Origin of the sequence: Dickeya sp. Secpp 1600 (assembly GCF_003049805.1) — a bacterium.
Classification (GTDB): domain Bacteria; phylum Pseudomonadota; class Gammaproteobacteria; order Enterobacterales; family Enterobacteriaceae; genus Dickeya; species Dickeya fangzhongdai.
Map to the genome: position 1 here is coordinate 1,051,406 of NZ_CP023484.1, position 22,924 is coordinate 1,074,329.

A 22,924-nucleotide genomic window follows, 5' to 3' on the forward strand; every position below is an offset into this window, starting at 1 on the left:
TAACTTTTCGGTCTGGCCCGATAGTTCAGCGAAGTCTGCTTATCACAGTAAAAAACATAAAAATGATTTTTGCATGACAGTCTGATGCGTATTGGTTAAAGTTTTTGACGTTTTTATCAATCTGCCTGATTTCTTTAGCCATTACCGGAGTTGCATGTCTGATCCGAAGCACCATCTGACCCGTCGTCATTTATTACAGGGCGCCGCCGCCACCTGGTTACTGAGTATCAGCGGCATCGGGCTGGCCGCCGCCTCGCAGGTGATTGCCGTGCGGGTGTGGCCTTCTTCCGCCTATAGCCGTGTGACGCTGGAGTCCAGCCAGCCGCTTAAGTATCGCCAGTTTATGCTGGAAAATCCCGATCGTCTGGTGGTGGATATTGAAAATGCCTCGTTGAATAGCGTGCTGAAAAATGCCGGTCGGCAATTCGAACGGCCGGATCCTTTCATCAAAACGGCGCGCGCCGGGCAGTTCGACAAGAATACCGTGCGTCTGGTGCTGGAATTAAGGCAGAAGGTCAATCCTAAACTGTTTACGTTGGCGCCGGTCGCAGGCTTCCGGAACCGTCTGGTGATGGATTTATATCCCGCCGCCGGTCGTTATGACGACGCTGATGACCCGTTGCTGGCGTTGCTGGAAGATTACAATAAAGGCGATCTGGAACGGACGCTACCGCCGGAAAAGCCCAAAGACGGCAAGGCGGGGCGCGAAAGGCCGCTGGTTATCATGCTTGATCCGGGGCACGGCGGAGAAGACCCTGGCGCCATCGGCAAAAACCGGACCCGCGAAAAAGACGTGGTGCTGCAAATTGCCCGACGCCTGAAAGCGCTGATCGAGCGTGAGCACAACATGAAGGTCTACATGACCCGCAATGAGGATGTGTTCATTCCGCTCAAAGTGCGGGTGGCTAAAGCGCGCAAACAGCGCGCCGACCTGTTTGTCTCCATCCATGCCGATGCTTTCACCAGCCGGGCCGCCCGCGGTTCCTCAGTGTTTGCGTTGTCAAAAAAAGGCGCGACCAGTTCAGCGGCGCGTTATCTGGCGCAAACCCAGAACGAATCGGATTTGATTGGCGGCGTCAGCCTGAGCGGCGACCGCTATCTGGACAGCACCATGTTTGACATGGTGCAAACCGTGACCATCAACGACAGTCTGAAATTCGGCAAAGAAATTCTGCATCGGCTGGGCAAGGTCAATCACCTGCACAAAAACAGCGTCGATCAGGCCGGGTTTGCGGTGCTGAAGGCGCCGGATATTCCGTCGGTGCTGGTGGAAACGGCGTTTATCAGCAATCTGGAAGAGGAGCGCAAGCTGCGCACCAGCCGTTTTCAGCAACAGGTGGCGCAATCGATTCTGGAAGGGATCAAAGCCTATTTTGCGGCTCAGGTGCGATAAGCGCCGAAAGGCGTACTGTGCCGGAAAGAAATGCCTGAATTGCAGGCATAAAAAAACACCCGTTCGGGTGTCTATTTATTGGTTGCGGGGGCCGGATTTGAACCGACGACCTTCGGGTTATGAGCCCGACGAGCTACCAGGCTGCTCCACCCCGCGTCCGTCTTCTTTCTTCTGATATGATGCTGGTACATCAATTGGTTGCGGGGGCCGGATTTGAACCGACGACCTTCGGGTTATGAGCCCGACGAGCTACCAGGCTGCTCCACCCCGCGTCCGTGGATGCGCACTATACTCCGCGTTCGCTTCGATGCAACCTCTTTTTGCAAATAGTTTACGCTTTTGCCGACGGATGATGGAAATGTCGGCATTACGTTGATTTTTTAGACTGCCGAGTGTCGTTTTGATGCGATGCGTTTTATTCTCCCCGCCTGTTTGTTATCGTTCTGCGTGGTTTCACACTCAAGCAAGAAGAGAGCACGGAAATGAAAGGATGGTGGGGGAAGTACGTGTTGACCGGGGTCGTCATCGCCATACTGGCCGGTTGTCAGACCCGACCCAGCGATCGTGGTCAGCAATATAAAGATGGCCGTCTCGATCAGCCACTGGAATGGGTCAACGCGCCGAACGCTAACGGCAAGCCGGTAAACACGGTCGATTTTTCCCAACAGATCAGCCAGATTCAGGCATCCTCTCCCGGACTCTACTCCCGCAACAGCGATATTTTTCAGGCCATTCAGAACTGGATTCAGGCTGGCGGCGATACCCGTCAACTGACGCAGTTCGGCCTCGGCGCCTGGCAGATGGAAGGCGTCGACAGCTTTGGCAACGTGCAGTTTACCGGCTACTACACCCCGGTGGTGCAGGCGCGCCACTACCGTCAGGGCGAGTTCCGTTTCCCACTGTACGCCATGCCTCGCGTACGCAAGAACGGCCGTCTGCCGGATCGCTCCGCCATTTATTCCGGCGCGCTGAGCAACGAACTGGCTATCGCCTGGACTAATTCGCTGATGGACAACTTCATGATGGAAGTGCAGGGCAGCGGTTATGTGGATTTCGGCGATGGCAGCCCGTTGACCTTTTTCGGTTATGCCGGCAAAAACGGTCATGCTTACCGCAGTATCGGCAAAGTGTTGATTGATCGCGGCGAGGTGCCCAGAGAAGAGATGTCGATGCAGGCCATCCGACAGTGGGCCGACCGGCATACCGAAGCGGAAGTCCGGGAATTACTGGTGCAGAATCCCTCTTTCGTGTTCTTTAAACCGATGGCATCGATGCCGGTGAAGGGCGCCAGCGCGGTGCCGTTGGTAGCTAAAGCCTCTGTGGCGTCTGACCGCTCGCTGATCCCGGCCGGTACCACGCTGCTGGCGGAAGTGCCGTTGCTGGATAATCAGGGCAAATTTACCGGCAAATATGAGATGCGTTTAATGGTCGCGCTGGATGTCGGCGGTGCGATAAAAGGACAACATTTCGATATTTATCAGGGTATTGGGACGGATGCCGGACACGCCGCCGGGTTCTACAATCATTACGGTCGGGTGTGGGTATTAAGAAACGCGCAGTCTTCTTCTGCCATGCCGTTGCTCAGCGCAGGCAACAGCACCGGGGCTGGTGGACTGGTCAGTAGTTCCAACTAATGATTTTCGTCCCGCCGTACTATTGCTGTATCGCGGCGGGACATTCCTCTTCCGCAGGCCTACCGGTTGGTTGTATTTGCCGGGCGTATTCTCGCCATGTGAAAGACATCCGTGAAACGACCATGGCGGAAGGCGTAATCTTTGGACTCGCCTTCGACGACAAAGCCGAATTTTCTGTATAGCGCCAGCGCGGCGTCGTTATCGGTGTAAACGGTTAGCTCAATACGGTGGATGTTCAGCCAGTTGTCCGTCAGGTCGGTCAAGGCTGACAACAGGGCGCTGCCAACTCCCCGATGCTGATGCGCATCCTTGACGCCCATGCCAAAGGTTCCGGCATGGCGGCGGCGCGGGTTGCTGAATATTTCAAATCCCAGATTGCCCACCAGTTCGCCTTCCCATTCAGCAACCAGGCTATAAACATTCTCCGGCATGTGGTTCAAACGCGATTCCCACACAGCCAGTGACGGATAAGGTAGTTGCAGTGTGCCTGAGTAGGCATGTTCCCCTTCATAAATGCTGGCTACGGCGGCGGCATCGCGTGCTTCGGTACGTCTGATAATGATATCGCTCATTTTTTTCTCGTGCTGGGAACCGGAATAACAGCCTATCGCTTGTCGAGATATTGTCAGTCGATAACCTTGACCATCGGGATACAGGCCAGCGAGAAGCCCCGTGGCGAGTGGTAGAGGCTGACTTCATCGCCTGAAAAGCCCAGCGAGCGGTAAAACGGTGCGGCGTTCAGGCTGGCGTCGAGCCGAATTTCCGCCAGACCTGCCGCGCGAGCCTGCGTTTCGAGATGTTGCATCATCCGTTTGCCCACCCCTTGCCCCATCGCCTCCGGGTCGACAAACACCGCGTCGATCATGCCGGTGTGGAGGTTGATCATACCCGTTGCTACGATCCGGCCGGCTCTCTCCGCCAGGTGAAAATGGTGAGTGACGGTGTTCTCGAAAGCCTCGCTGAGGGTGCCGCTGGCCCAGCGCTGCAGTTGCTCTGGCGCATAGTCATGGCGGCAGCCGTGCAGGATGGCGCGGTTACGCAGGTCAAACGCCGTTTGCGCATCGTTTCGGCGGGCTTTACGCAGCGTGATCGCGGGAGGTTGCATCAATCGGCTCCTGTTGCGGCGTTTCGGCTGGGGGTAAAAAGCGCCGGGCCGTTGACCAGATTGGCCGGGCGCCCAGTGGCAAATGCCGCCACGTTCTCAAACGCGGTTTTAAAATAAAGCTCGTAGCTGTTGCGCTCGACATAGCCGATATGCGGCGTGGCCAGCACATTAGGCAGCGCCAGCAACGGTTCGTTTGCCGGCGTTGCGGGTTCGTGGTCGAAGACATCCAGCGCGGCCTGTTTGCCGGGATGGGCGGACAGCTCGCGCCATAGCGCGCCCGGCTCCACCAGTTCGGCGCGGCTGATGTTGACGAACAACGAATCCGGTTTCATCAATGCCAGGTCCGGCTGCGTTACGCTATGACGGGTGGCGTCGTTCAAACGCAGATGCAGCGACAGCACGTCGGCGTCGGCAAAAAACGCAGCCTTGCTGTCGGCGGCGGTAAAACCGTGCTGGCGCGCCAGTTCACGTGACGTCTCGCTGCCCCACACCAACACCGTCATGCCGAATGCCGCGCCGTACCGGGCGATACGCTGTCCGATTTTTCCGTATCCCCAGATGCCGAGCGTCAGGCCATGCAGCGTTCTTCCCAATCCCAACCTGCCGTTCTGTTGCCAGTGACCCTGAGCTAACTGGTCGCGGTAACAAGGCAGATGGCGCGAAGCCGCCATGATCAAACTCCAGCACAATTCGGCGGGCGCCACCGGCGAGCCGGTGCCTTCGGCCACCGCGACGCCATGCCGGGTACAGGCGTCAACGCTGAGGTGCTGGCTCACCTTGCCGGTCTGGCTGATTAACTTCAGGTTCGGCAGTTGAGCCAGCAATTCATCAGTAATACGGGTACGTTCACGAATCAGCACCAGCGCTTGAGCATCTTGCAACTGTGCTGCCAGTTGGGCGGTATCGGTATAGGTCTGATTCAGAATCCGTACCTGATGGCCGTTCAGCAGTGAAAAGCAGTTCAGCTGTCTGACGATATCCTGATAGTCATCCAATATGGCGATGTTCATGCAGGGGCTCCTTGTCTGTTTTTTTATTGCGGCTGAGGGCGGCAGGTCATGATGAATTCCCGGTCGTTTTGGTCGGTGACCCGAAATCCCAGCCGGTGGTAAAGATGGCGCGCCGGATTATTTTTCAGCACGCTCAACACCACCGGTTGGCCCTGCGCCGATGCCTGCGCGAGCAGGGTTTCAATCAATAGCTTGCCGAGGCCGCGGTTCTGAAAATCCGGGTGGATCTGAATCTGAATCAGATACCAGTGCTGTTCCTGCGGCATGAAGCGATATTTGAACAACCCGGCGGGCTGCCCCTCCACCCGCACGATATGGGCGTGTTCAAACTCGTAGCGAACGCGCCGCATCAGGCTGTCGCTGTCTGTCGATGCGCCGATGTCCGCCAGATATTTCCCCATAGTCAGCCTGCGCAGTTGCAGCAGGAAATCGATATCCGATTCGGTGGCGGGGATCAGTTCAGGATGCATGGTTTCCTCCGGCGGAGCGCCGCCTAATGAGCGTCATCAGTTAAAGTGCCACAGCTCACCTAAAGTCGTCACCTGTCAAAACGGTAAATAATGACGGCAGGGTGCAAGTGCCGGCTGTGGAGAAACGCAGCGTGTGGAATAGATTGCCGTTATCCGCTGCGCAAATGGTCCTGACTGGGGTATCATCGCTGCCGTTTGTGATTGAGTGAAGGTGGGCGATGAGTACGCAATTATCCGAGAGTTATCTGCAACGCTTTGGCGGTACGGCGCGTTTGTACGGTCAGCGGGCGTTGTCGCTGTTTGCCGGCGCGCATGTGTGCGTGATCGGCATTGGCGGGGTAGGGTCCTGGGCGGCGGAAGCGCTGGCGCGCACCGGTATCGGCGCGATTACCCTGATTGACATGGATGATGTGTGCGTCAGCAACACCAACCGGCAGATTCATGCCCTGCGTCAGCACACCGGGCAGTTGAAAACCGAGGTGATGGCGGAGCGAATTCTGGCGATTAACCCGGAATGCCGGGTGACCTGCGTCGATGATTTCATCAGCGCCGATAATGTGGCGGAACTGCTGGACAACAATTTCAGCTATGTGATTGACGCTATCGATAGCGTGCGCCCCAAAGCCGCGCTGCTGGCCTGGTGTCGCCGCAATAAAGTGCCGGTGGTGACCACGGGAGGAGCGGGAGGGCAGATTGACCCGACCCGTATTGAGGTCGCCGATCTGGCGAAAACCATTCAGGATCCGCTGGCGGCCAAGTTACGCGAGCGGTTGAAGCACGATTTTAATATCGTTAAAAACAGCAAGGGCAAGCTCGGCATCGACTGCGTGTTTTCCAGCGAGCCGCTGATGTACCCACAACCGGATGGTTCGGTTTGCGCGTCTCGCAGCACCGCTGACGGCGTGAAACGTATGGATTGCGCCTCAGGCTTCGGCGCGGCGACCATGGTGACCGCCACTTTTGGCTTTGTGGCGGTTTCCCATGCGTTGAAAAAAATGATGGCGCGCGATGCCCGGCAGGCGCAGGCCGTCGCGTTGAATCAGGATTCGTGACGGGCGATGTCGTGGATGCGGCTGGCCAGCGCGGCCAGCCCGCCGGCGCGTGATGCGCTGAGTTCGGCGCGCAGTCCCAGCCGGTCAAACAAAGCCAGCGGGTCTTGCTGTTGCAGCATTTGCGCGGTTTTGCCTTCCACCGCCGTCAATAGGATTGCCAGCAGCCCACGTACGATGCGGCCGTCGCTGTCGCCGTAAAAATGCAGGGCGCCGTCCGTCCGCCGTTGATATCCCAGCCAGACGCGGTTTTCACAACCGGACAGTTCGATATGTTCCTGACGACGTGCGTCCGGCAGCGACGGCAAGGATTTGCTCAGCAGGATCAACTGACGGTAGCGTTCTTCCCAGGAGCGACAGGCGTCAAAACGCGTCGTCAGCGCCGCTTCATCAATTTCAGTGCCAAACGGATGGCGTGTAGAATCGGTCATCATCAATCAATCCATCAGTAATTCAAGCGCTTTTTGGGTAGCCAGGACCAGATGGTCCACGTCCTGCTGTTGGTTATAGGGCGCAAATGAGGCCCGCAGCGTGCCGGGCACGCCCAGCGCCGCCATCAGCGGCTGAGCGCAATGGTGTCCGGCTCTCAGAGCGATGCCGTCCTCTGCCAGCAGGGTCACCAGATCGTGGTGGTGCACGCCTTCGATAGTGAACGACAACAGGCTGGAACCGGAAGCGCGGAAGCTGCGAAAACCGGGTAACGCGCTCAACTGCTGTTCCGCATCGCTCGCCAGCGCGACGCTATGCCGATCCGCCGCCGGGCGGTCCTGTTGCTGCCACCAGTCAATGGCGGCAGCCAGGCCGATCACCCCGGCAATGTGCTGCGTACCGGCTTCGAAGCGCTGGGGAATGGCTTGCGGCGTGAAACCGTCAAACGACACTGCCGTCATCATTTTTCCGCCGCCCTGCCAGGGCGGCATGGTTTCCAGCAGGGCCGGTTTGCCGTACAGCACGCCGATGCCGGTAGGGCCATACAGTTTATGGCCGGAGAACGCGTAAAAGTCGATATCCAGCGCCGTCACGTCGGTCGTCGTGTGCGCAATGCCCTGCGCGCCGTCGACCATCACCACCGCGCCGGCCTGATGCGCCAGCGTAATCGCTCGTTTCAGGTCCGGCATGCCGCCGGTCACATTCGACATCTGCCCGATAGCCAGCAGGCGGGTCCGGGCGTTGATCAATGAGGGCAACAGCTGAAGATCGGGCAGACTATCCGCGCCAATCGGCAGCTTTACCACCCGCGCTCCTGTTTGCTGCGCCACCATCAGCCACGGGATCAGATTGGCATGGTGCTCGGCTTCGCTAACCAGGATCTCATCGCCGGGTTGTAACCGTGGGCGGGCATAACATTGCGCCACCAGATTGATCGCTTCCGTCGTGCCTTTGGTCCAGACGATGCCGCGTGCCTGCGCTGCGCCAATGAAATCCGCTACTTTTTCGCGCGCCTGCTCAAACGCTTCCGACAACTGCCGGGCGGCGCGGTGCTGGCTGCGATGAACATTGCCCGTTTCACTGGCGTAGTGGTGCTGAACCGCGGCGATAACCGCGTCGGGCTTCAGCGCCGTGGCTGCGCTGTCAAGATAGACGCCGGGCTGGCGAAGCGCGGGAAATTGCTGGCGAAAATACGGGGCGTTGAACGGTTTCATGTCGATCCTCTGTTGAGCGACAGATCCTGTCCCATTTTTGCGGCTGAAACAAGTTTAGGACGATCCTGAACGAAAACCTCGTTCAGCTTGCTACCCTTAACCTTGCTTGATTCGGAGTTTAATAATGACTAATGCCTTTATGAAGGCATTAAAAAATACCAGGAGTTAAGTATGAAGAATAAAATTGTAATTCTTGTCGCTCTGGGCCTGGCATTATCGCTGTCAGCCTGCTCCAGCCATTATGTGCTGGAAACCTCCGACGGACGGACCATCATTGCCGATGGCAAGCCGAAGGTGGATGAAGAGACCGGCCTCATCAGTTACACCGATGCCTATGGTCATCATCAACAGATTAATCGTGATGCGCTGAGATCGATGACGGAAGCGAAGTGATCGATATCTTCTGGTCAATGCAATATGGGCAAAAAAAAAGCACCGCAAAACGCGGTGCTATGCAAAAATCACTTAGACAGACAGGGTAAATGTACAGGAAATGAAAAGGTAGCATCGCTACCACGTCTGAAATGCAGACAGTAAACAAATAGCAAACACAACATCACAACCACAAGCCAAAAGCACATCGGTCAACCTTACGCACTTTTCGTTCCGGCTCAGGGAAGTGGCGCTACTATAGGTATTTGCTGGTGCATCCTCAACGGACAATTTATAATGCCTCGGATTACAAAAACTAATGGCAAATCGCGGTAGTGTTTACCGGGGTAAGCCGCATACGAAGAATCCGGTTTATGTCGAAACGATTGCCGCCTCTCAATGCTTTGCGCGTCTTTGACGCTGCTGCCCGCCACCTCAGTTTTACCCGCGCGGCCGAAGAGTTATTCGTTACCCAGGCTGCCGTCAGCCATCAGATCAAATCGCTGGAAGATTTTCTCGGCCTGAAACTGTTCCGCCGCCGTAACCGTTCGCTGTTGCTGACGGAAGAAGGGCAGAGCTACTTTCTGGACATCAAGGAAATCTTTTCCGCCCTTAATGAAGCGACCCGCAAGCTGCAGGCTCGTAGCGCCAAAGGCGCGCTGACGGTGAGTCTGCTGCCTAGCTTCGCCATTCACTGGCTGGTGCCGCGTCTGTCGAGTTTCAACACGGAATATCCGGGCATTGATGTGCGAATTCAGGCGGTGGACCGGGAAGAGGAACGACTGTCGGATGATGTGGACGTGGCGATCTTCTACGGACGCGGCAACTGGCCGGGATTACGGGTGGAAAAGCTGTACGCGGAGTATCTGTTGCCGGTTTGCGCGCCGCAATTATTGGCCGGGGAGCACCCGCTGAAAACGCCGGGGGACCTGATATGGCATACGCTGTTGCATGACGCCTCGCGGCGTGACTGGATGGCCTATACCCGCCAGTTGGGGATAACTCAGATTAATGTGCAACAAGGGCCGATTTTCAGTCATAGCGCGATGGTGTTGCAGGCGGCGATTCACGGCCAGGGGGTCGCGCTGGCCAACAATGTGATGGCGCAGACGGAAATTGAAGCGGGCAGACTGGTGTGTCCGTTCAATGATGTGCTGGTCAGCAAAAACGCGTTTTATCTGGTTTGTCATGACAGTCAGGCGGAACTGGGTAAAATAGCCGCCTTTCGCCAATGGATTCTGGCTCGTGCGGCCAGCGAACAGGAAAAGTTCCGCTTCCGCTACGACAACAGTGCGCGCTGAATCCGCCGGGTTCAGCCTCTTTTTCTTGATATATGGAATAGATCAAACGATGAACAGCCGTTTCATGCTGATATTCGCCGCTATCAGCGGGTTTGTATATGTGGCGTTGGGGGCGTTCGGCACGCATGTGTTGAGTAAATCGCTGGGCGAAGCGGAAATGTCCTGGCTGCACACCGGGCTCCAGTATCAGGCGTTTCACACGCTGGCGATTCTGGCGCTGTCGGCGGCGATGCATCAACGGGCGAATGTTTGGTTTTACTGGAGTGCGGCGTTTCTGGCGCTGGGTACGCTGCTGTTTAGCGGCAGCCTGTACTGTCTGGCGTTGTCGCACCTCAAACTATGGGTATTTGTCACTCCGGTGGGGGGCGCGTGCTTCCTGACGGGCTGGCTGTTACTGTTAATTGGAGCCTTACGCTTAAAGAAAAAGGCTGAGTAGCATGAATAAAGTGATTTTGTACTGCCGCCCTGGGTTTGAGAAAGAGTGCGCGGCGGAAATTACCGACAAGGCGGCGCGTTATAACGTCTATGGCTTTGTACGGGTAAAGGATAACAGCGGGTATGTGATGTTTGAGTGCTACCAGCACGAAGACGCCGATCGGCTGATTAAGGAATTACCGTTCCAGGAACTGATATTTGCGCGTCAGATGATGGTATGCGGCGAATTGTTGCGCGATCTGCCGCCGGAGGATCGCATCACGCCGATCGTCGGGATGCTGACCGGGGCGCTGGAGCGCGCCGGAGAGCTGCGGGTTGAAGTGCCGGATACCAACGAAAGCAAGGAACTGATGAAGTTCTGCCGCAAGTTCACGGTGCCGCTGCGCGCTGCGCTGCGGGAAAACCGCATCCTGCTGGCACAGGAGAAAGCCAGCCGTCCGGTTATTCATGTGTTGTTCATCGCTCCCGGTTGCTGCTATGTCGGTTATTCCTACAGCAATAACAATTCACCGTTCTATATGGGGATTCCGCGGCTGAAGTTCCCTGCGGACGCCCCAAGCCGCTCGACGCTGAAGCTGGAAGAAGCATTCCATGTGTTCGTGCCGGCGGACGAATGGGACGAACGCCTCTCCAGCGGTATGTTTGCGGTGGATCTGGGCGCTTGCCCCGGCGGCTGGACCTATCAACTGGTGAAACGCAGTATGATGGTTCACGCCGTCGATAACGGCATGATGGCGCCGAGCCTGATGGATACCGGGCAGGTGATCCACCATCAGGCGGACGGTTTCCGCTTTGAGCCGCCGCGTAACAATATCTACTGGCTGGTGTGCGATATGGTGGAAAAACCGGCCAAAGTCACCAGCCGTATGGCTGACTGGCTGGTCAATGGCTGGTGTCGCGAAGTGATCTTCAACCTTAAGCTGCCGATGAAAAAGCGCTATGAAGAAGTGACCCAGAATCTGGCCTTACTGGCGCAGCGGATGGAGGAAAACGGCATCAATTTTGAGATTCATGCCAAACACCTCTATCACGATCGTGAAGAAGTCACCGTTCATGCACGGCGTATCTGGGGTGCGATTCCCGGCCGGCGCGACGAACGTTGAGTTTCTGCCGTTGCCGGGCGTGATGCCTGTACGTGTCGGTGATTAACGCCGTTTAACCCGATGCGGGCAGGCGTAGCTGCTGCAGGTTGCCATTGAGTACCAGATCGGTTCTGAGCGTGGCGACCTGACGGCTGCGGTAAGCCATGTCCTGCTGGGCTTCCAGCTTGCGGCGCCATTTCTCCGGTACCTGCTCCAACTGCTGGTATAGCGCCTCCAGCGAACCAGCCTGTTGCAACAGCTGGGCGGCGGTTTTCGGCCCAATGCCGCTTACGCCGGGGATTTTGCTGCTGCTGATCCCCGCCAGCCCCCAGTAATCCGGCAACTGCTCGGGTTGAACGCCGAACTCCTGCTGGATGAACGGCACGTCCAGCCAGCGCTTCTGAAAGTAATCCCGAATACGAATGGTCGGCGCCAGTAACTGACAGTAACCCTTGTCGGTCGAGACAATGGTGGCTTGATGCCCTTGCGCGGCGACTTTACAAGCCAGCGTGGCGGCCAGATCGTCAGCTTCGTTGCCCGGCGAGTGCCAGCTCTCCACCCCGGATGCCAGAAAGGCGTCCCTGATCTGCGGCAGTTCCTGCGACAGATTTTCCGGCATGGGCGCGCGGCCGGCCTTGTATTCCGGCAGCAACTGGTGGCGCCAGCTCTGATCCCGCTGTTCGTCATCAAAGACGGCAACGGCATGCGTGGGTTGACTGTGCTGTATCAACTGGCCCAGCGCGTGCCGGCAGGCAGTCAGGCAAGGGGAACCTTGTACCGCATGAATGCGTCGGATCAGGTTGAGCGCGTCGACAATAAGCAGATGTACGGCCATAAGCGGTAGTCATGTGAGTCGCCGCCGGCCTAACGCCGGCGGCGAACTGATGGTCAGGAACAGATTTCGTAGCACGGGACGTAAGCGCTGCCAGGCAGCTTCATACGCTGCTGGGACACGAAGTCCTGCAACAGCCGGTCCATGCTTTTCATGATGTCGGCATTGCCGTGCAATTTGTAAGGGCCGTATTCTTCGATGGCCCGAATACCCGCCTCTTTGACGTTACCGGCCACGATACCGGAAAACGCCCGGCGCAACGTGGCGGCCAACTGTTCGGCCGGCTGGTCGGGATGCAGATTGAGGTTAGCCATGTTCTCGTGCGTCGGCTCGAACGGCAGTTGCAAGTCCGGCGCGATACGCAGCGACCAGTTGAAGCTGTAGGCGTCGCCGGTGTGGCGGCGGTGTTCTTTCACCTGCGGCATGGTTTTTTTCATCTGCCGGGCCACTTCGGCGGCGTCGTTGATGATGATGGAATAATAACGGCGCGCCTGGCGACCCAGCGTACTAACGATGAACTCGTCAAGCACCTGGAAGTAGTCGGCGCTTTCCTGCGGGCCGGTAAGAATAATCGGCAACACCTGCTCGCTGTTGGCCGGGTCCATCATGATGCCCAGCAGATAGAGAAACTCTTCCGCGGTGCCAACCCCGCCCGGGAAAATTACGATGCCGTGGCCGATGCGCACAAACGCTTCCAGACGTTTTTCAATATCTGGCATGATGATCAGTTCATTCACCAGCGGATTGGGCGGCTCGGCGGCGATGATGGACGGCTCGGTCATGCCGATGAAACGCCCGTCCCGGTAACGCTGCTGGGCATGGCCCACGGCGGCGCCTTTCATCGGGGCTTCCATCGCGCCCGGTCCGCAACCGGTACAGATGTTCAACTCGCGTAAGCCGAGCTGGCTGCCGACTTTGCGGGCGTACAGGTATTCGGTTTCATTGATCGAATGACCGCCCCAGCACACTACCAGATTCGGCTCCTCGCCCACGTGCAGCGCTCTGGCGTTGCGCAGGATGGAGAACACAAGATTGGTGATATGGGTGGAATCTTCGAGATCCAGGTTTTGATAACGCCCGGCGCTGGCGATCTGGCCGTTCACAAACAGGATATCGCGCAGCACGGCGAACAGGTTGGCCTGCAACGAACGGATAATCTGCCCGTCGACAAATGCTTCTTCCGGCGGGTTGACCAGTTCCAGTTTCACACCGCGCTCACGGCGCAGCACGTTGATGTCGAAATCCTCGTAGCGGGAGAGCAACTCCTTGCTGTTGTCCGTCTGACTGCCGGAGTTCAGGACGGCGAGGGAACAATTGCGGAATAGCCGGTAAAGATCGCTGCTGGCGGTGCTTTTCAGCATATCCACTTCCAACTGCGACAGTAAATCCATGGACCCTAACGGGCTGATATGTGTGATCATACTACTCCCTGAAACGCAGTGTGCGACGACAGTTGTCCAAGACGTTTGCCCAACACGCAGGTTCGATGCGTTTGTGTGATACGTTTCTTTGCTATCTCACCTTAACGTGTCGAAGAGCCTTTTGCCAATGCAGGGTGACCTTCCAACGATAAAGTTGCGCGGCGTTACGCACTTTGATGCGTATTCTGTCGACGGCAGGCGCTATAGTCGGGATAGAATGTGTATTCAGTGAAATCCGACAGACTCAGATTGAGAGGTAAGATGGAGCAGCAGGTATCACAGGCGCTGAACGCATTCACCCAGCGTTATGTCGAATTATGGCAACGGGAAACGGGCCATCCGCCAGCCAGCGAGGATTTGTACGGCGTGGCCTCGCCCTGCATCGTCGCCACGCAGGATAGCCGGGTGCACTGGTTGCCGCAGGCGCCGGTCGTGCCTGCGCGGCTGGATGGCGTTGAACGGGCGCTGGAGATTCAACTGCACCCGGATGCGCATGCCTTTTTCACCAGCCAGTTCGCCGGCGACATGACGGCTCGCTTTGATGATTTGGAATGCACGCTGCTTCAGGCCTGGAGCGAAGACGATTTTATCCGTCTGCAGGAGAACCTGATTGGTCACCTTTTGACACAAAAACGACTAAAATTGTCACCTACGTTATTTCTTGCGACAACGCATTCTGAAATGGCGCTAATCTCTTTGTGCAACCTGAGCGGCGAAGTTGTGCTGGAAGAATTTGGAACACGCCAGCGTCGAGTGTTGTCATCGGATCTGGTTGATTTTCTGTATAAGCTGTTGCCATTGATTCCATAATGCTGAATCGCGTTTCGCTTTTCGATGTGTGAGAGATCTCTTACATTGCGTGTAAGCGATCTCTTATCTTTAATATTAAACTAAGATTTCCGTTTAATTTTTGCATTATTAATTAATGAATTAATGGTGTTCGTCAATAAACCGCGTTTTTTATGCGGCTATTGGGGCGTTTGGGTGGCTTGCTGATTCGGTTTAATTAATACATCTTATTATTCAGTTTCGTAACACGGTAACAGGGTATGTCGACCATGCCAGGAGGGCAGGGAGTCAATTGCTGTTACAACCAGACTCTTTTTTCAGGATGAAATAAGGGACACCTCCAGGAAGGAGAATGAGAGCCGGCCTGGGAATGCCGGTGGGGCAGGAGCCTAAAGGAATGCGATCACGGATGATTATGAAGGATCGACCGTCACGGATGAAAGAGGGATCGCCAGCAAGGATTGTGGGTTAGGAAGACCATCAAGGACAAGTTTTCAAGGACGAGCAGGGAAGCAACAAGGTAGCGGGACTGCTGCAAACGAACTAAGAGGGAACCGAGAAATCGGTTCCCTCTTTTCGTTTTTACCTGTTGCCGCTCAGTACGCGCATTCCGGTTGCGGGGGATGCATCCGGGATGCCAGAACAGGACAACGATGCTATGCTTTGCCGCCCTGTTACCAAGCCTGATGAGACCCCGGCCCATGAGTGTAGAGATTCGCATCCGACAATCGCTGTTCGCTATCGAGCATGCCCTGAAGGCGAGCCCGTTATGGCAGTCTTCTGCGCCTGATGAGGCGGCGTTTGCCAGTCAGGAGCCGTTCTGCATTGATACGATGGCGGCCGAACAGTGGCTGCAATGGGTATTTCTGCCGCGTATGCACGCATTACTGGACAGCGGCGCGCCGTTGCCGGCCCGGCTTGCCATCCTGCCTTATTTTGAGGTGGCGTTCGACGGGCGTTCGGATGATGTCGGTGAATTGCTGACGCAGTTGCGTGCGTTGGACGTATTGTTTGAGGAATGAGGATGCTGGAGATTGTCTATCAGGATGAGCATCTGATTGCGGTGAATAAACCGGCAGGCTGGCTGGTGCACCGTAGCTGGCTGGATCGCAAGGAAAAAGTGGTGGTGATGCAAACGGTACGCGACCAGATTGGTCAGCACGTGTTTACCGTGCACCGTCTGGACCGTCCTACTTCCGGCGTGCTGTTGATGGCGTTGTCCCCTGAGGTGGCGCGGCTACTGGCGCAGCAGTTCGAGCAGCATCAGATGGAGAAAACCTATCATGCGGTGGTTCGCGGCTATGTGATGGAAGACGGCGTGATTGATTATGCGCTGACGGAAGAGCTGGATCGCATCGCCGATAAATACGCCGACCCCGACAAAGCGCCGCAGCCTGCCGTCAGCCACTATCGGGTACTGGCGTGTGCCGAGATGCCGGTGGCGATCGGGCGTTATGACACCTCTCGCTACAGCCTGCTGGAATTGAGCCCCAGGACCGGACGCAAGCACCAGTTGCGGCGACATATGGCGCATTTGCGTCATCCTATTATTGGGGATACTACCCACGGCGACCTGCGCCAGAACCGCGGTATGGCGGCGCACTTCGACTGCGCCCGCCTGATGTTGCACGCCAGCCGCTTGTCGCTGACTCACCCGGTTACCAACGAGCCGCTGGTAATATCGGCACGCTGGGACGAACCCTGGCAGGGCGTAATGACGCAATTCGGCTGGCAAGGCAGTCTCCCTGATGTTGAAAGGGTTGAGTTTCCTCAGGCGTCGGGTCAGGATAACGCCTGACGTCAGCATAAACAGGAGAATCAGCGTCATGGCGCAAGTCGGTATTTTTGTTGGCACGGTGTACGGCAACGCGTTGCTGGTGGCGGAGGAAGCGGAAAGCATCCTTAAGACGCACGGGCATGAGGTAAAGATTTTCGAAGAGGCTTCGGTAGATGACTGGCTGGCTTACAGCCAGCTGACGGTGCTGGTGGTGACCTCCACCACCGGTCAGGGGCAGTTGCCGGAGTCTATCGTGCCGTTGTACGAAGCGCTGCGTGAAAAAGTCGGTTATCAGCCGGATTTACGCTACGGGCTGATTGCGCTGGGCGACAGCAGCTACGATAACTTCTGCGGCGGCGGCCATCAGTTTGATGCGTTGTTGCAGGAGATGGGCGCGAAGCGCCTGGGCGAGTTGCTGGAAATTGATGCGGCCGAGCATCCGGAACCCGAAGTGGTTTCCTGCCCGTGGGTGGAGTCCTGGGCCGCGTTGCTGGATAAGTAATGCCGGGAGCCGGTTGTGAAAACGGGGCCTTCCAGGCCCCGTTTCTTATGCTGAATCGGCTGCGTTACAGCCTTGTCGACGACACCCACTCAGCGCTGGGTCAGTTTTTCCAGATCGGCTTCGATTTCGCTGATCTTGTTGGTGACTACGCTTTCCAGATGACGCAGGTCGGACAGAATCTTGCGCTTCAAATCCACCTCAACCTGATCGCGCTGGCAAATCTGATCGAGCTCGTCCACGACATAGCGCAGATTGGGGCTGATCTCGTTGATTTCTTTGTAACCCTGCCCGGCGTTATCTGCGACGATGGTTTTGCGCTGGCGCGGATATTTGAACTTGACGCTTTTAGCGAAAAATTCCCCTTTATCCTTGCGAAAGTAAATTTTCAGAATATCGTTGCTGGCTTCCTGGCGGAGGCTATAGCGGTCGATATCTTCCGGGTTGGAAATCCCAAGACTTTTCAGATTGTCGTACATAACACCACCTTTCTTGTTTTACGTCGGCTTGAAAAACTGGGCCAGTATTGTTGGTCGTGACGGCTTGATGCCGTAAAAAATGGCGGGTCATAACCCGCCATTCAGTTTAGTCGATAGTGGTATTAGTCGATAGTGCGTAATAACTCATTAATTCCCACTTTACCGCGGGTTTTCGCATCCACTTTTTTCACGATCACTGCGCAGTAGAGGCTGTAGCTGCCGTCTTTAGATGGCAGGTTGCCGGATACGACTACCGAGCCCGCCGGTACGCGGCCGTAATGCACTTCGCCGGTTTCACGGTCGTAGATTTTGGTGCTCTGGCCGATGAACACGCCCATTGAGATCACCGAGCCTTCTTCCACGATCACGCCTTCCACGACTTCGGAGCGGGCGCCGATGAAGCAGTTGTCTTCGATGATGGTCGGGTTAGCCTGCAACGGTTCCAGAACGCCGCCGATGCCGACGCCGCCGGACAGGTGCACGTTTTTGCCGATCTGAGCGCAGGAGCCGACGGTCGCCCAGGTGTCAACCATCGAGCCTTCATCGACATAGGCGCCGATGTTGACGTAAGACGGCATCAGTACGGTGTTACGGGCGATAAACGCGCCCTGACGTACGCTGGCTGGCGGCACGACGCGGAAACCCTCACGCTGGAAACGCGCTTCGTCGTAACCGGCGAATTTCATCGGCACTTTGTCGTAGTAGCGGGTTTCGGCTCCTTCCATCAGTTGGTTGTCATTGATGCGGAAAGAGAGCAGCACCGCTTTCTTCAGCCACTGATGCGTCACCCACTGGCCGTTGATTTTCTCAGCCACACGCAGCACGCCGCTGTCCAACTGGCTGATAACCTGATTCACCGCTTCGCGCGTCACCGTGTCCACATTGGCCGGGGTGATGTCTGCGCGACGCTCAAATGCGGTTTCGATGATGTTCTGTAATTGCTGCATCCTGTTTCTCTTTCGTGATTAATCAAACCAGGCCGCGCGCCGCCATGCGGGACGCGGCTTAACATTTAAGAAGCTACTTTATCGTTTGGGTCGAGGGCTTCTGTCAACCGTTGTTGCAACTTAAGCCGTAATTCGGGGCTTAATGCCCGTCTTTCGCTATCTGCCAGAATAAACAGGTCTTCTACTCGTTCGCCGATGGTGGAAATACGGGCGCCGTGCAGCGACAGATTAAGGTCGGCGAACACTTCGCCCACCCGCGCCAGCAGGCCGGGTTGGTCGAGCGCGATTAGCTCCATATAACTGCGCCGGTCGTTATGCGTCGGCAGAAAACCGACTTCCGTCGGCACGCTAAAGTGGCGCAGGCGGGAGGAGGGCCGACGTGCTCTCGGATGCTGGTAATCCCGTTGGGTCAGCGCCTGCTCGATGGCGTGGCGGATCATCTCGTGACGATCCGGCGCCAGCGGGCTGCCGTCCGGCTCCAGTACGATAAAGGTGTCCATTGCCATACCGTCGCGGCTGGTGAAGATCTGGGCGTCGTGTACGCTCAGGTTACGCCTGTCCAGTTCACCGGCGACCGCGGCGAACAGGTAAGGGCGGTCCGGGCTCCAGATAAAAATTTCGGTGCCGCCGCGACTGGCCTGGTGGCTGATCAGCACCATCGGTTTACTGACGTCATGCTCCAGCAGATGGCGGGCGTGCCAGGCCAATTGATTCGGGGAATGGCGCAGGAAGTAGTCGGCGCGGCAGCGGCTCCAGATGTGGTGCAGCGCTTCCTCGTCGATATTGTCCATGCGCAACAGCGCCAGCGCCTGCAAGCGGTGATGGCGCACCCGTTCGCGCAGGTCCGGCGAGTTCTGCATGCCGCGGCGCAGTTGCTTCTCGGTGGCGAAATACAATTCGCGCAGCAGGCTCTGTTTCCAGCTGTTCCACAGCGTCTCATTGGTGGCGCAGATATCCGCTACGGTCAGATTCAGCAGGTAGCGCAACCGGGTTTCGCTCTGCACCTGTTCGGCGAATTGCTGGATTACCGCCGGGTCCTGAATGTCGCGGCGTTGCGCGGTGACCGACATCAACAGATGACAGCGCACCAGCCAGGCGACCAGTTGGGTTTCTCGTGAATTCAATCCGTGCAGCGCGGCGAACTCCAGCGCGTCCTTGGCGCCCAGTTCCGAGTGGTCGCCGCCGCGACCTTTGGCGATGTCGTGGAACAAGGCGGCCAGCAACAACAGTTCCGGCTGCGGCAGTCGCGGGTATAGCTCTACGCACAGCGGATGCGACGCGCGAGTGGCCTCTTCGGTAAAACTTTCCAGTTTCAGCAGCACCCGGATGGTGTGCTCATCCACGGTATAGGCGTGGAACAGGTCAAATTGCATCTGCCCGACGATGTTGCCCCACAGCGGCATATAGGCCCACAGCACGCTGTGGGTGTGCATCGGCAGCAACGCCCGGCTGACGGCGCGCGGGTGGCGCAGAATGTTCATGAACAGGCTGCGCGCTTCAGGAATAGTGCACAGCGGCTGGCTCAGATGCCGGCGCGCATGGCGCAGATGCCGCAGGGTTGTTGAATAGATGCCGCTGATTTCCTGATTGCGCACCATCAGGTAGAACATGCGGATAATGGCTTCGGGCTTGCGCTCGAACAGGGTTTCGTCACGCAGGTCGATAAGCTGGCCGCGCAACTGGAATTCCTCGTCCAGCGGACGGGGTTTCTCGCTGGCGTCCAGCGCCAGGATGGCTTCGTCAAACAGTTGCAGCAGCATCTGATTCAGTTCGCCCACCCGACGCGTCATACGGTAGAAGTCTTTCATCATGTGTTCTACCGGCGCGTTGCCTTCGCCCTGATATTGCAGCAGTTGCGCCACGTTGAGCTGGCGGTCGAACAACAGGCGGTTATCGTAACGGGGCAGGATCAAATGCAGCGCGAAGCGAATGCGCCACAGAAAACTCTGGCACTCATTCAGTTCGTTGCGTTCAGCTTCGGTCAGAAAACCGAACCCGACCATTTCGTTGAGCGACGTGGCGCCAAAATGACGACGGGCGACCCACAGCAGGGTGTGGATATCCCGCAGTCCGCCGGGGCTGCTCTTGATATCCGGCTCCAGATTGTAACTGGTGCTGTGGTAGCGCTGGTGGCGTTCCCGCTGCTCGGCGATCTTGGCGGGAAAGAAGGTTTCCGATGGCCAGAACGCGTCGCTGAAAATGTGTTTTTGCAGCATCAGGAACAACGCGACGTCCCCGCAAATCATGCGGGATTCGATCAGGTTGGTGGCGACGGAAATATCCGCCCGGCCTTCTTCCAGACATTCGTCCAGCGTGCGCACGCTGTGGCCGACTTCCAGCCGCAGATCCCACAGCAACGTGATAAAGGTGCCGATAGTCTGTGACTGAGCGTCCGTCAGCTTGTGCTGGCTCAGGACCAGCAGGTCAATGTCCGACAGCGGGTGCAATTCTCCTCGCCCGTAGCCGCCTACCGCTACCAGCGCGGTTTGCGGCGTACTCTCAAAACCGTAAAAGCGCCATAGCCGTTGCATCAGGTGATCGATAAACAGCGTGCGGGCATCGATCAACGCTTCCGCGCTGACGCCGGCTTTGAACTCCTCCGCCAGCCAGCTCTGGAACTGTTCCAGATGGGTTTTCAGCGTCTGACATTTCAGCATGTCGTCCGTGAAGGTAAGGGGAGAAGCCGGTGCCGGATGAACCGTGGTGGTGGAACCGGGGATATCGTGCGGAAGGTCTCTGTCGATCATGTTGCGCCACCATAAACATAAAAAAAGCCGGCATCAGCCGGCTTATGCTCAATTATTCCTGATGCGTGATGATGTTGGGGATGGTGTCATCCTTACGCAACGTCATTATTTCGCAGCCGTTTTCAGTCACCACAATAGTATGCTCGTATTGCGCCGACAAGCTGCGATCCTTGGTTTTTACCGTCCAGCCGTCTTTCATGGTGCGGATACGGTAATCGCCGGCGTTGACCATCGGTTCCACGGTAAACGCCATGCCCGGCTGCAGCACCACGCCGCCGTCGTCGGCGTCATAGTGCAGCACCTGCGGCTCTTCATGGAAACCACGGCCGATGCCATGACCGCAGTACTCGCGCACCACGGAGAAATCCTGCGCTTCCACGAATTTCTGGATTTCGCGGCCCAGCGTGCGCAATCGGACGCCCGGTTTAATCATCCGCAGCGCCAGATACAGACTTTCCTGCGTCACCTTGCACAGGCGCTCCCCCAGAATGGTCGGTTTGCCGACAATGAACATTTTGGAGGTGTCGCCGTGAAAATCGTCTTTGATCACCGTGACGTCGATGTTGACGATATCGCCGTCTTTGAGGATTTTCTCGTCGCTCGGAATGCCGTGGCACACCACTTCGTTAACGGAGATGCAGACGGATTTCGGGAAGCCGTGGTAGCCGAGGCTGGCGGAAATCGCGTTTTGCTTGTTGGTGATGTGATCATGACAGATTCGGTCCAGCTCGCCGGTGCTTACGCCTGGAACCACGTGCGGCTCGATGATTTCCAGCACTTCCGCCGCCAGGCGGCCGGCCACACGCATTTTTTCGATATCTTCAGAGGTTTTGATTGAGATTGCCATTGAATTCAGTCCACAGGTATCGCCTTTTCCGGCGAAAGAGGGTCGGTAAATAGTGATTTATGGTATCAGCCCAGCCTGACACTGCCAAATCATCATTCCGTCACGAAGCTGTCATCCGGGGCTTGGGGCGTCACGGTAGAATGCAACAAAAGTTGGTGTCCGGGGGCGGTTTATGGTATAAAGCGCGCCGGTGATCCGGCTGGCGTTCAGGCAACTGAATACCGACTGGTTCAAACTGAACTCACTATGTGTATAACACACACGTGTCGACACATTCGCCGGGGTGCCAGAATGGTTTTCCATTCAGGTCGGCGCAATGGGACACGTGGAGGCATAACCCCATACTTAATCTACAGAGGTAATCATGGCAACTGTTTCCATGCGCGACATGCTCAAGGCGGGCGTACACTTTGGTCACCAGACTCGTTACTGGAACCCGAAAATGAAACCGTTCATCTTCGGTGCACGCAACAAAGTTCACATCATCAACCTTGAGAAAACTGTACCGATGTTCAACGAAGCCCTGGCTGAGCTGAGCAAAATTTCTTCCCGCAAGGGCAAGATCCTGTTTGTCGGTACTAAACGCGCAGCAAGCGAAGCGGTAAAAGAAGCTGCTACCGGTTGCGACCAGTTCTTCGTGAACCATCGCTGGCTGGGCGGTATGCTGACTAACTGGAAAACCGTTCGTCAGTCCATCAAACGTTTGAAAGATCTGGAAACTCAGGCTCAGGACGGCACGTTCGACAAGCTGACCAAGAAAGAAGCGCTGCTGCGCACCCGTGAACTGGACAAGCTGGAAAACAGCCTGGGCGGTATCAAAGACATGGGCGGTCTGCCTGACGCGCTGTTCGTTATCGACGCCGATCACGAACACATTGCTATCAAAGAAGCAAACAACCTGGGTATCCCGGTATTTGCAATTGTTGATACCAACTCCGATCCGGATGGCGTTGACTACATCATCCCTGGTAACGACGACGCCATCCGTGCAGTAACCCTGTACCTGAGCGCTGTTGCCGCCTCTGTCCGTGAAGGCCGTTCTCAGGATCTGGCTGAACAGGCAGAAGAGAGCTTCGTCGAAGCTGAATAATA

At 56.7% G+C, this 22,924-nt stretch carries 24 protein-coding genes and 2 tRNA genes; 12 read left to right on the plus strand and 14 right to left on the minus strand.

What is annotated here, in order from left to right:
- Positions 1-154 precede the first annotated feature (154 nt).
- A complete protein-coding gene (gene amiC, locus CPA59_RS04805; RefSeq protein ID WP_038918062.1) occupies positions 155-1,393 on the plus strand; it encodes an N-acetylmuramoyl-L-alanine amidase AmiC in 1,239 nt (412 codons plus the stop codon).
- Positions 1,394-1,472: 79 nt separating this feature from the next.
- Here amiC and CPA59_RS04810 read toward each other — a convergent pair.
- Together CPA59_RS04810 and CPA59_RS04815 are read right to left on the minus strand one after the other, a co-directional pair.
- Positions 1,473-1,549: transfer RNA gene (locus tag CPA59_RS04810), tRNA-Met, on the minus strand.
- A gap of 39 nt (positions 1,550-1,588) precedes the next feature.
- Positions 1,589-1,665, minus strand: a tRNA-Met gene (locus CPA59_RS04815).
- 210 nt (positions 1,666-1,875) lie between these two features.
- Between CPA59_RS04815 and mltA the strand changes: the two genes are divergently transcribed.
- A complete protein-coding gene (gene mltA, locus CPA59_RS04820) occupies positions 1,876-3,027 on the plus strand; it encodes a murein transglycosylase A (protein WP_107758804.1) in 1,152 nt (383 codons plus the stop codon).
- A 59-nt stretch (positions 3,028-3,086) separates the two neighbouring features.
- On the opposite strand, the gene CPA59_RS04825 is transcribed toward mltA, so the two are convergent.
- The 4 genes from CPA59_RS04825 to CPA59_RS04840 are packed head-to-tail and all read right to left on the minus strand — an operon-like array spanning position 3,087 to position 5,612.
- A complete protein-coding gene (locus tag CPA59_RS04825; RefSeq protein ID WP_107758805.1) occupies positions 3,087-3,599 on the minus strand; it encodes a GNAT family N-acetyltransferase in 513 nt (170 codons plus the stop codon).
- Positions 3,600-3,652: 53 nt separating this feature from the next.
- Positions 3,653-4,132 (minus strand): GNAT family N-acetyltransferase, encoded by a 480-nt coding sequence (locus CPA59_RS04830; RefSeq protein ID WP_038918066.1) that lies wholly within the window; start codon positions 4,130-4,132, stop codon positions 3,653-3,655.
- Entirely contained in the window at positions 4,132-5,142 is a 1,011-nt protein-coding gene (locus tag CPA59_RS04835) for a D-2-hydroxyacid dehydrogenase family protein (protein WP_049854454.1), read from the minus strand. The genes CPA59_RS04830 and CPA59_RS04835 overlap by 1 nt, the downstream gene beginning before the upstream one ends.
- 23 nt (positions 5,143-5,165) lie before the next feature.
- Positions 5,166-5,612, minus strand: coding sequence for a GNAT family N-acetyltransferase (locus CPA59_RS04840; RefSeq protein ID WP_100849051.1), 447 nt, complete (start codon positions 5,610-5,612; stop codon positions 5,166-5,168).
- A gap of 218 nt (positions 5,613-5,830) precedes the next feature.
- On the opposite strand from CPA59_RS04840, the gene tcdA reads away from it, so the two are divergent.
- Positions 5,831-6,664, plus strand: coding sequence for a tRNA cyclic N6-threonylcarbamoyladenosine(37) synthase TcdA (gene tcdA, locus CPA59_RS04845; protein ID WP_100849052.1), 834 nt, complete (start codon positions 5,831-5,833; stop codon positions 6,662-6,664).
- Here the strand turns inward: tcdA and csdE are convergent.
- The gene (gene csdE, locus CPA59_RS04850; protein ID WP_049854456.1) at positions 6,652-7,095 is read right to left on the minus strand and encodes a cysteine desulfurase sulfur acceptor subunit CsdE; all 444 of its coding nucleotides are present in this window, start codon (positions 7,093-7,095) and stop codon (positions 6,652-6,654) included. The genes tcdA and csdE overlap by 13 nt on opposite strands.
- Before the next feature lie 3 nt (positions 7,096-7,098).
- Positions 7,099-8,304, minus strand: a complete 1,206-nt coding sequence (gene csdA, locus CPA59_RS04855; protein WP_107758806.1) for a cysteine desulfurase CsdA — start codon at positions 8,302-8,304, stop codon at positions 7,099-7,101.
- Between the two features lie 171 nt (positions 8,305-8,475).
- Here csdA and CPA59_RS04860 point away from each other — a divergent pair, with 171 nt between their 5' ends.
- The 4 genes from CPA59_RS04860 (at position 8,476) to rlmM (ending at position 11,515) form a co-directional block, all read left to right on the plus strand.
- The gene (locus CPA59_RS04860) at positions 8,476-8,697 is read left to right on the plus strand and encodes a YgdI/YgdR family lipoprotein (RefSeq protein WP_039691636.1); all 222 of its coding nucleotides are present in this window, start codon (positions 8,476-8,478) and stop codon (positions 8,695-8,697) included.
- A gap of 353 nt (positions 8,698-9,050) precedes the next feature.
- On the plus strand, positions 9,051-9,977 hold the full coding sequence (locus CPA59_RS04865; protein ID WP_038661551.1) for a transcriptional regulator GcvA: 927 nt from the start codon (positions 9,051-9,053) through the stop codon (positions 9,975-9,977).
- 49 nt (positions 9,978-10,026) lie between these two features.
- Positions 10,027-10,413: a DUF423 domain-containing protein gene (locus tag CPA59_RS04870; protein ID WP_038661549.1), complete on the plus strand. Its 387-nt coding sequence runs from the start codon at positions 10,027-10,029 to the stop codon at positions 10,411-10,413.
- Between the two features lies 1 nt (position 10,414).
- Positions 10,415-11,515, plus strand: coding sequence for a 23S rRNA (cytidine(2498)-2'-O)-methyltransferase RlmM (gene rlmM / locus CPA59_RS04875; protein ID WP_038918072.1), 1,101 nt, complete (start codon positions 10,415-10,417; stop codon positions 11,513-11,515).
- A 52-nt stretch (positions 11,516-11,567) separates the two neighbouring features.
- On the opposite strand, the gene xni is transcribed toward rlmM, so the two are convergent.
- Positions 11,568-12,329: a flap endonuclease Xni gene (gene xni / locus CPA59_RS04880; RefSeq protein WP_107758807.1), complete on the minus strand. Its 762-nt coding sequence runs from the start codon at positions 12,327-12,329 to the stop codon at positions 11,568-11,570.
- Positions 12,330-12,382: 53 nt separating this feature from the next.
- Positions 12,383-13,747, minus strand: coding sequence for a nucleotide 5'-monophosphate nucleosidase PpnN (ppnN, locus tag CPA59_RS04885; protein WP_107758808.1), 1,365 nt, complete (start codon positions 13,745-13,747; stop codon positions 12,383-12,385).
- Positions 13,748-14,008: 261 nt separating this feature from the next.
- Between ppnN and syd the strand changes: the two genes are divergently transcribed.
- From syd to CPA59_RS04905, 4 genes are all read left to right on the plus strand, one after another.
- A complete protein-coding gene (gene syd, locus CPA59_RS04890; protein ID WP_038918074.1) occupies positions 14,009-14,557 on the plus strand; it encodes a SecY-interacting protein in 549 nt (182 codons plus the stop codon).
- Positions 14,558-15,237: 680 nt separating this feature from the next.
- Entirely contained in the window at positions 15,238-15,558 is a 321-nt protein-coding gene (locus CPA59_RS04895) for a YqcC family protein (protein ID WP_038918076.1), read from the plus strand.
- Between the two features lie 2 nt (positions 15,559-15,560).
- Positions 15,561-16,334, plus strand: a complete 774-nt coding sequence (gene truC / locus CPA59_RS04900) for a tRNA pseudouridine(65) synthase TruC (RefSeq protein WP_100849054.1) — start codon at positions 15,561-15,563, stop codon at positions 16,332-16,334.
- Positions 16,335-16,362: 28 nt separating this feature from the next.
- The gene (locus tag CPA59_RS04905; RefSeq protein ID WP_038918078.1) at positions 16,363-16,815 is read left to right on the plus strand and encodes a flavodoxin; all 453 of its coding nucleotides are present in this window, start codon (positions 16,363-16,365) and stop codon (positions 16,813-16,815) included.
- Between the two features lie 89 nt (positions 16,816-16,904).
- Here the strand turns inward: CPA59_RS04905 and CPA59_RS04910 are convergent, their stop codons facing one another.
- From CPA59_RS04910 to map, 4 genes are all read right to left on the minus strand, one after another.
- The gene (locus tag CPA59_RS04910) at positions 16,905-17,291 is read right to left on the minus strand and encodes a DUF3461 family protein (RefSeq protein ID WP_038661528.1); all 387 of its coding nucleotides are present in this window, start codon (positions 17,289-17,291) and stop codon (positions 16,905-16,907) included.
- Between the two features lie 122 nt (positions 17,292-17,413).
- Complete coding sequence (gene dapD / locus CPA59_RS04915) at positions 17,414-18,238, minus strand: 2,3,4,5-tetrahydropyridine-2,6-dicarboxylate N-succinyltransferase (protein ID WP_038661525.1); 825 nt, start codon at positions 18,236-18,238, stop codon at positions 17,414-17,416.
- A 65-nt stretch (positions 18,239-18,303) separates the two neighbouring features.
- The gene (gene glnD / locus CPA59_RS04920) at positions 18,304-20,985 is read right to left on the minus strand and encodes a bifunctional uridylyltransferase/uridylyl-removing protein GlnD (RefSeq protein WP_107758809.1); all 2,682 of its coding nucleotides are present in this window, start codon (positions 20,983-20,985) and stop codon (positions 18,304-18,306) included.
- 52 nt (positions 20,986-21,037) lie between these two features.
- A complete protein-coding gene (map, locus tag CPA59_RS04925) occupies positions 21,038-21,832 on the minus strand; it encodes a type I methionyl aminopeptidase (RefSeq protein ID WP_038918081.1) in 795 nt (264 codons plus the stop codon).
- 364 nt (positions 21,833-22,196) lie between these two features.
- Here map and rpsB point away from each other — a divergent pair, with 364 nt between their 5' ends.
- On the plus strand, positions 22,197-22,922 hold the full coding sequence (rpsB, locus tag CPA59_RS04930) for a 30S ribosomal protein S2 (RefSeq protein ID WP_033569777.1): 726 nt from the start codon (positions 22,197-22,199) through the stop codon (positions 22,920-22,922).
- Positions 22,923-22,924: the final 2 nt, after the last annotated feature.

Bases quoted from the DNA above. Each gene is read 5' to 3' on its own strand.
- amiC (WP_038918062.1), top strand. From the start codon at position 155: ATGTCTGATCCGAAGCACCATCTGACCCGTCGTCATTTATTACAGGGC.
- mltA (WP_107758804.1), top strand. From the start codon at position 1,876: ATGAAAGGATGGTGGGGGAAGTACGTGTTGACCGGGGTCGTCATCGCC.
- CPA59_RS04825 (WP_107758805.1), bottom strand. From the start codon at position 3,599: ATGAGCGATATCATTATCAGACGTACCGAAGCACGCGATGCCGCCGCC.
- CPA59_RS04830 (WP_038918066.1), bottom strand. From the start codon at position 4,132: ATGCAACCTCCCGCGATCACGCTGCGTAAAGCCCGCCGAAACGATGCG.
- CPA59_RS04835 (WP_049854454.1), bottom strand. From the start codon at position 5,142: ATGAACATCGCCATATTGGATGACTATCAGGATATCGTCAGACAGCTG.
- CPA59_RS04840 (WP_100849051.1), bottom strand. From the start codon at position 5,612: ATGCATCCTGAACTGATCCCCGCCACCGAATCGGATATCGATTTCCTG.
- tcdA (WP_100849052.1), top strand. From the start codon at position 5,831: ATGAGTACGCAATTATCCGAGAGTTATCTGCAACGCTTTGGCGGTACG.
- csdE (WP_049854456.1), bottom strand. From the start codon at position 7,095: ATGATGACCGATTCTACACGCCATCCGTTTGGCACTGAAATTGATGAA.
- csdA (WP_107758806.1), bottom strand. From the start codon at position 8,304: ATGAAACCGTTCAACGCCCCGTATTTTCGCCAGCAATTTCCCGCGCTT.
- CPA59_RS04860 (WP_039691636.1), top strand. From the start codon at position 8,476: ATGAAGAATAAAATTGTAATTCTTGTCGCTCTGGGCCTGGCATTATCG.
- CPA59_RS04865 (WP_038661551.1), top strand. From the start codon at position 9,051: ATGTCGAAACGATTGCCGCCTCTCAATGCTTTGCGCGTCTTTGACGCT.
- CPA59_RS04870 (WP_038661549.1), top strand. From the start codon at position 10,027: ATGAACAGCCGTTTCATGCTGATATTCGCCGCTATCAGCGGGTTTGTA.
- rlmM (WP_038918072.1), top strand. From the start codon at position 10,415: ATGAATAAAGTGATTTTGTACTGCCGCCCTGGGTTTGAGAAAGAGTGC.
- xni (WP_107758807.1), bottom strand. From the start codon at position 12,329: ATGGCCGTACATCTGCTTATTGTCGACGCGCTCAACCTGATCCGACGC.
- ppnN (WP_107758808.1), bottom strand. From the start codon at position 13,747: ATGATCACACATATCAGCCCGTTAGGGTCCATGGATTTACTGTCGCAG.
- syd (WP_038918074.1), top strand. From the start codon at position 14,009: ATGGAGCAGCAGGTATCACAGGCGCTGAACGCATTCACCCAGCGTTAT.
- CPA59_RS04895 (WP_038918076.1), top strand. From the start codon at position 15,238: ATGAGTGTAGAGATTCGCATCCGACAATCGCTGTTCGCTATCGAGCAT.
- truC (WP_100849054.1), top strand. From the start codon at position 15,561: ATGCTGGAGATTGTCTATCAGGATGAGCATCTGATTGCGGTGAATAAA.
- CPA59_RS04905 (WP_038918078.1), top strand. From the start codon at position 16,363: ATGGCGCAAGTCGGTATTTTTGTTGGCACGGTGTACGGCAACGCGTTG.
- CPA59_RS04910 (WP_038661528.1), bottom strand. From the start codon at position 17,291: ATGTACGACAATCTGAAAAGTCTTGGGATTTCCAACCCGGAAGATATC.
- dapD (WP_038661525.1), bottom strand. From the start codon at position 18,238: ATGCAGCAATTACAGAACATCATCGAAACCGCATTTGAGCGTCGCGCA.
- glnD (WP_107758809.1), bottom strand. From the start codon at position 20,985: ATGATCGACAGAGACCTTCCGCACGATATCCCCGGTTCCACCACCACG.
- map (WP_038918081.1), bottom strand. From the start codon at position 21,832: ATGGCAATCTCAATCAAAACCTCTGAAGATATCGAAAAAATGCGTGTG.
- rpsB (WP_033569777.1), top strand. From the start codon at position 22,197: ATGGCAACTGTTTCCATGCGCGACATGCTCAAGGCGGGCGTACACTTT.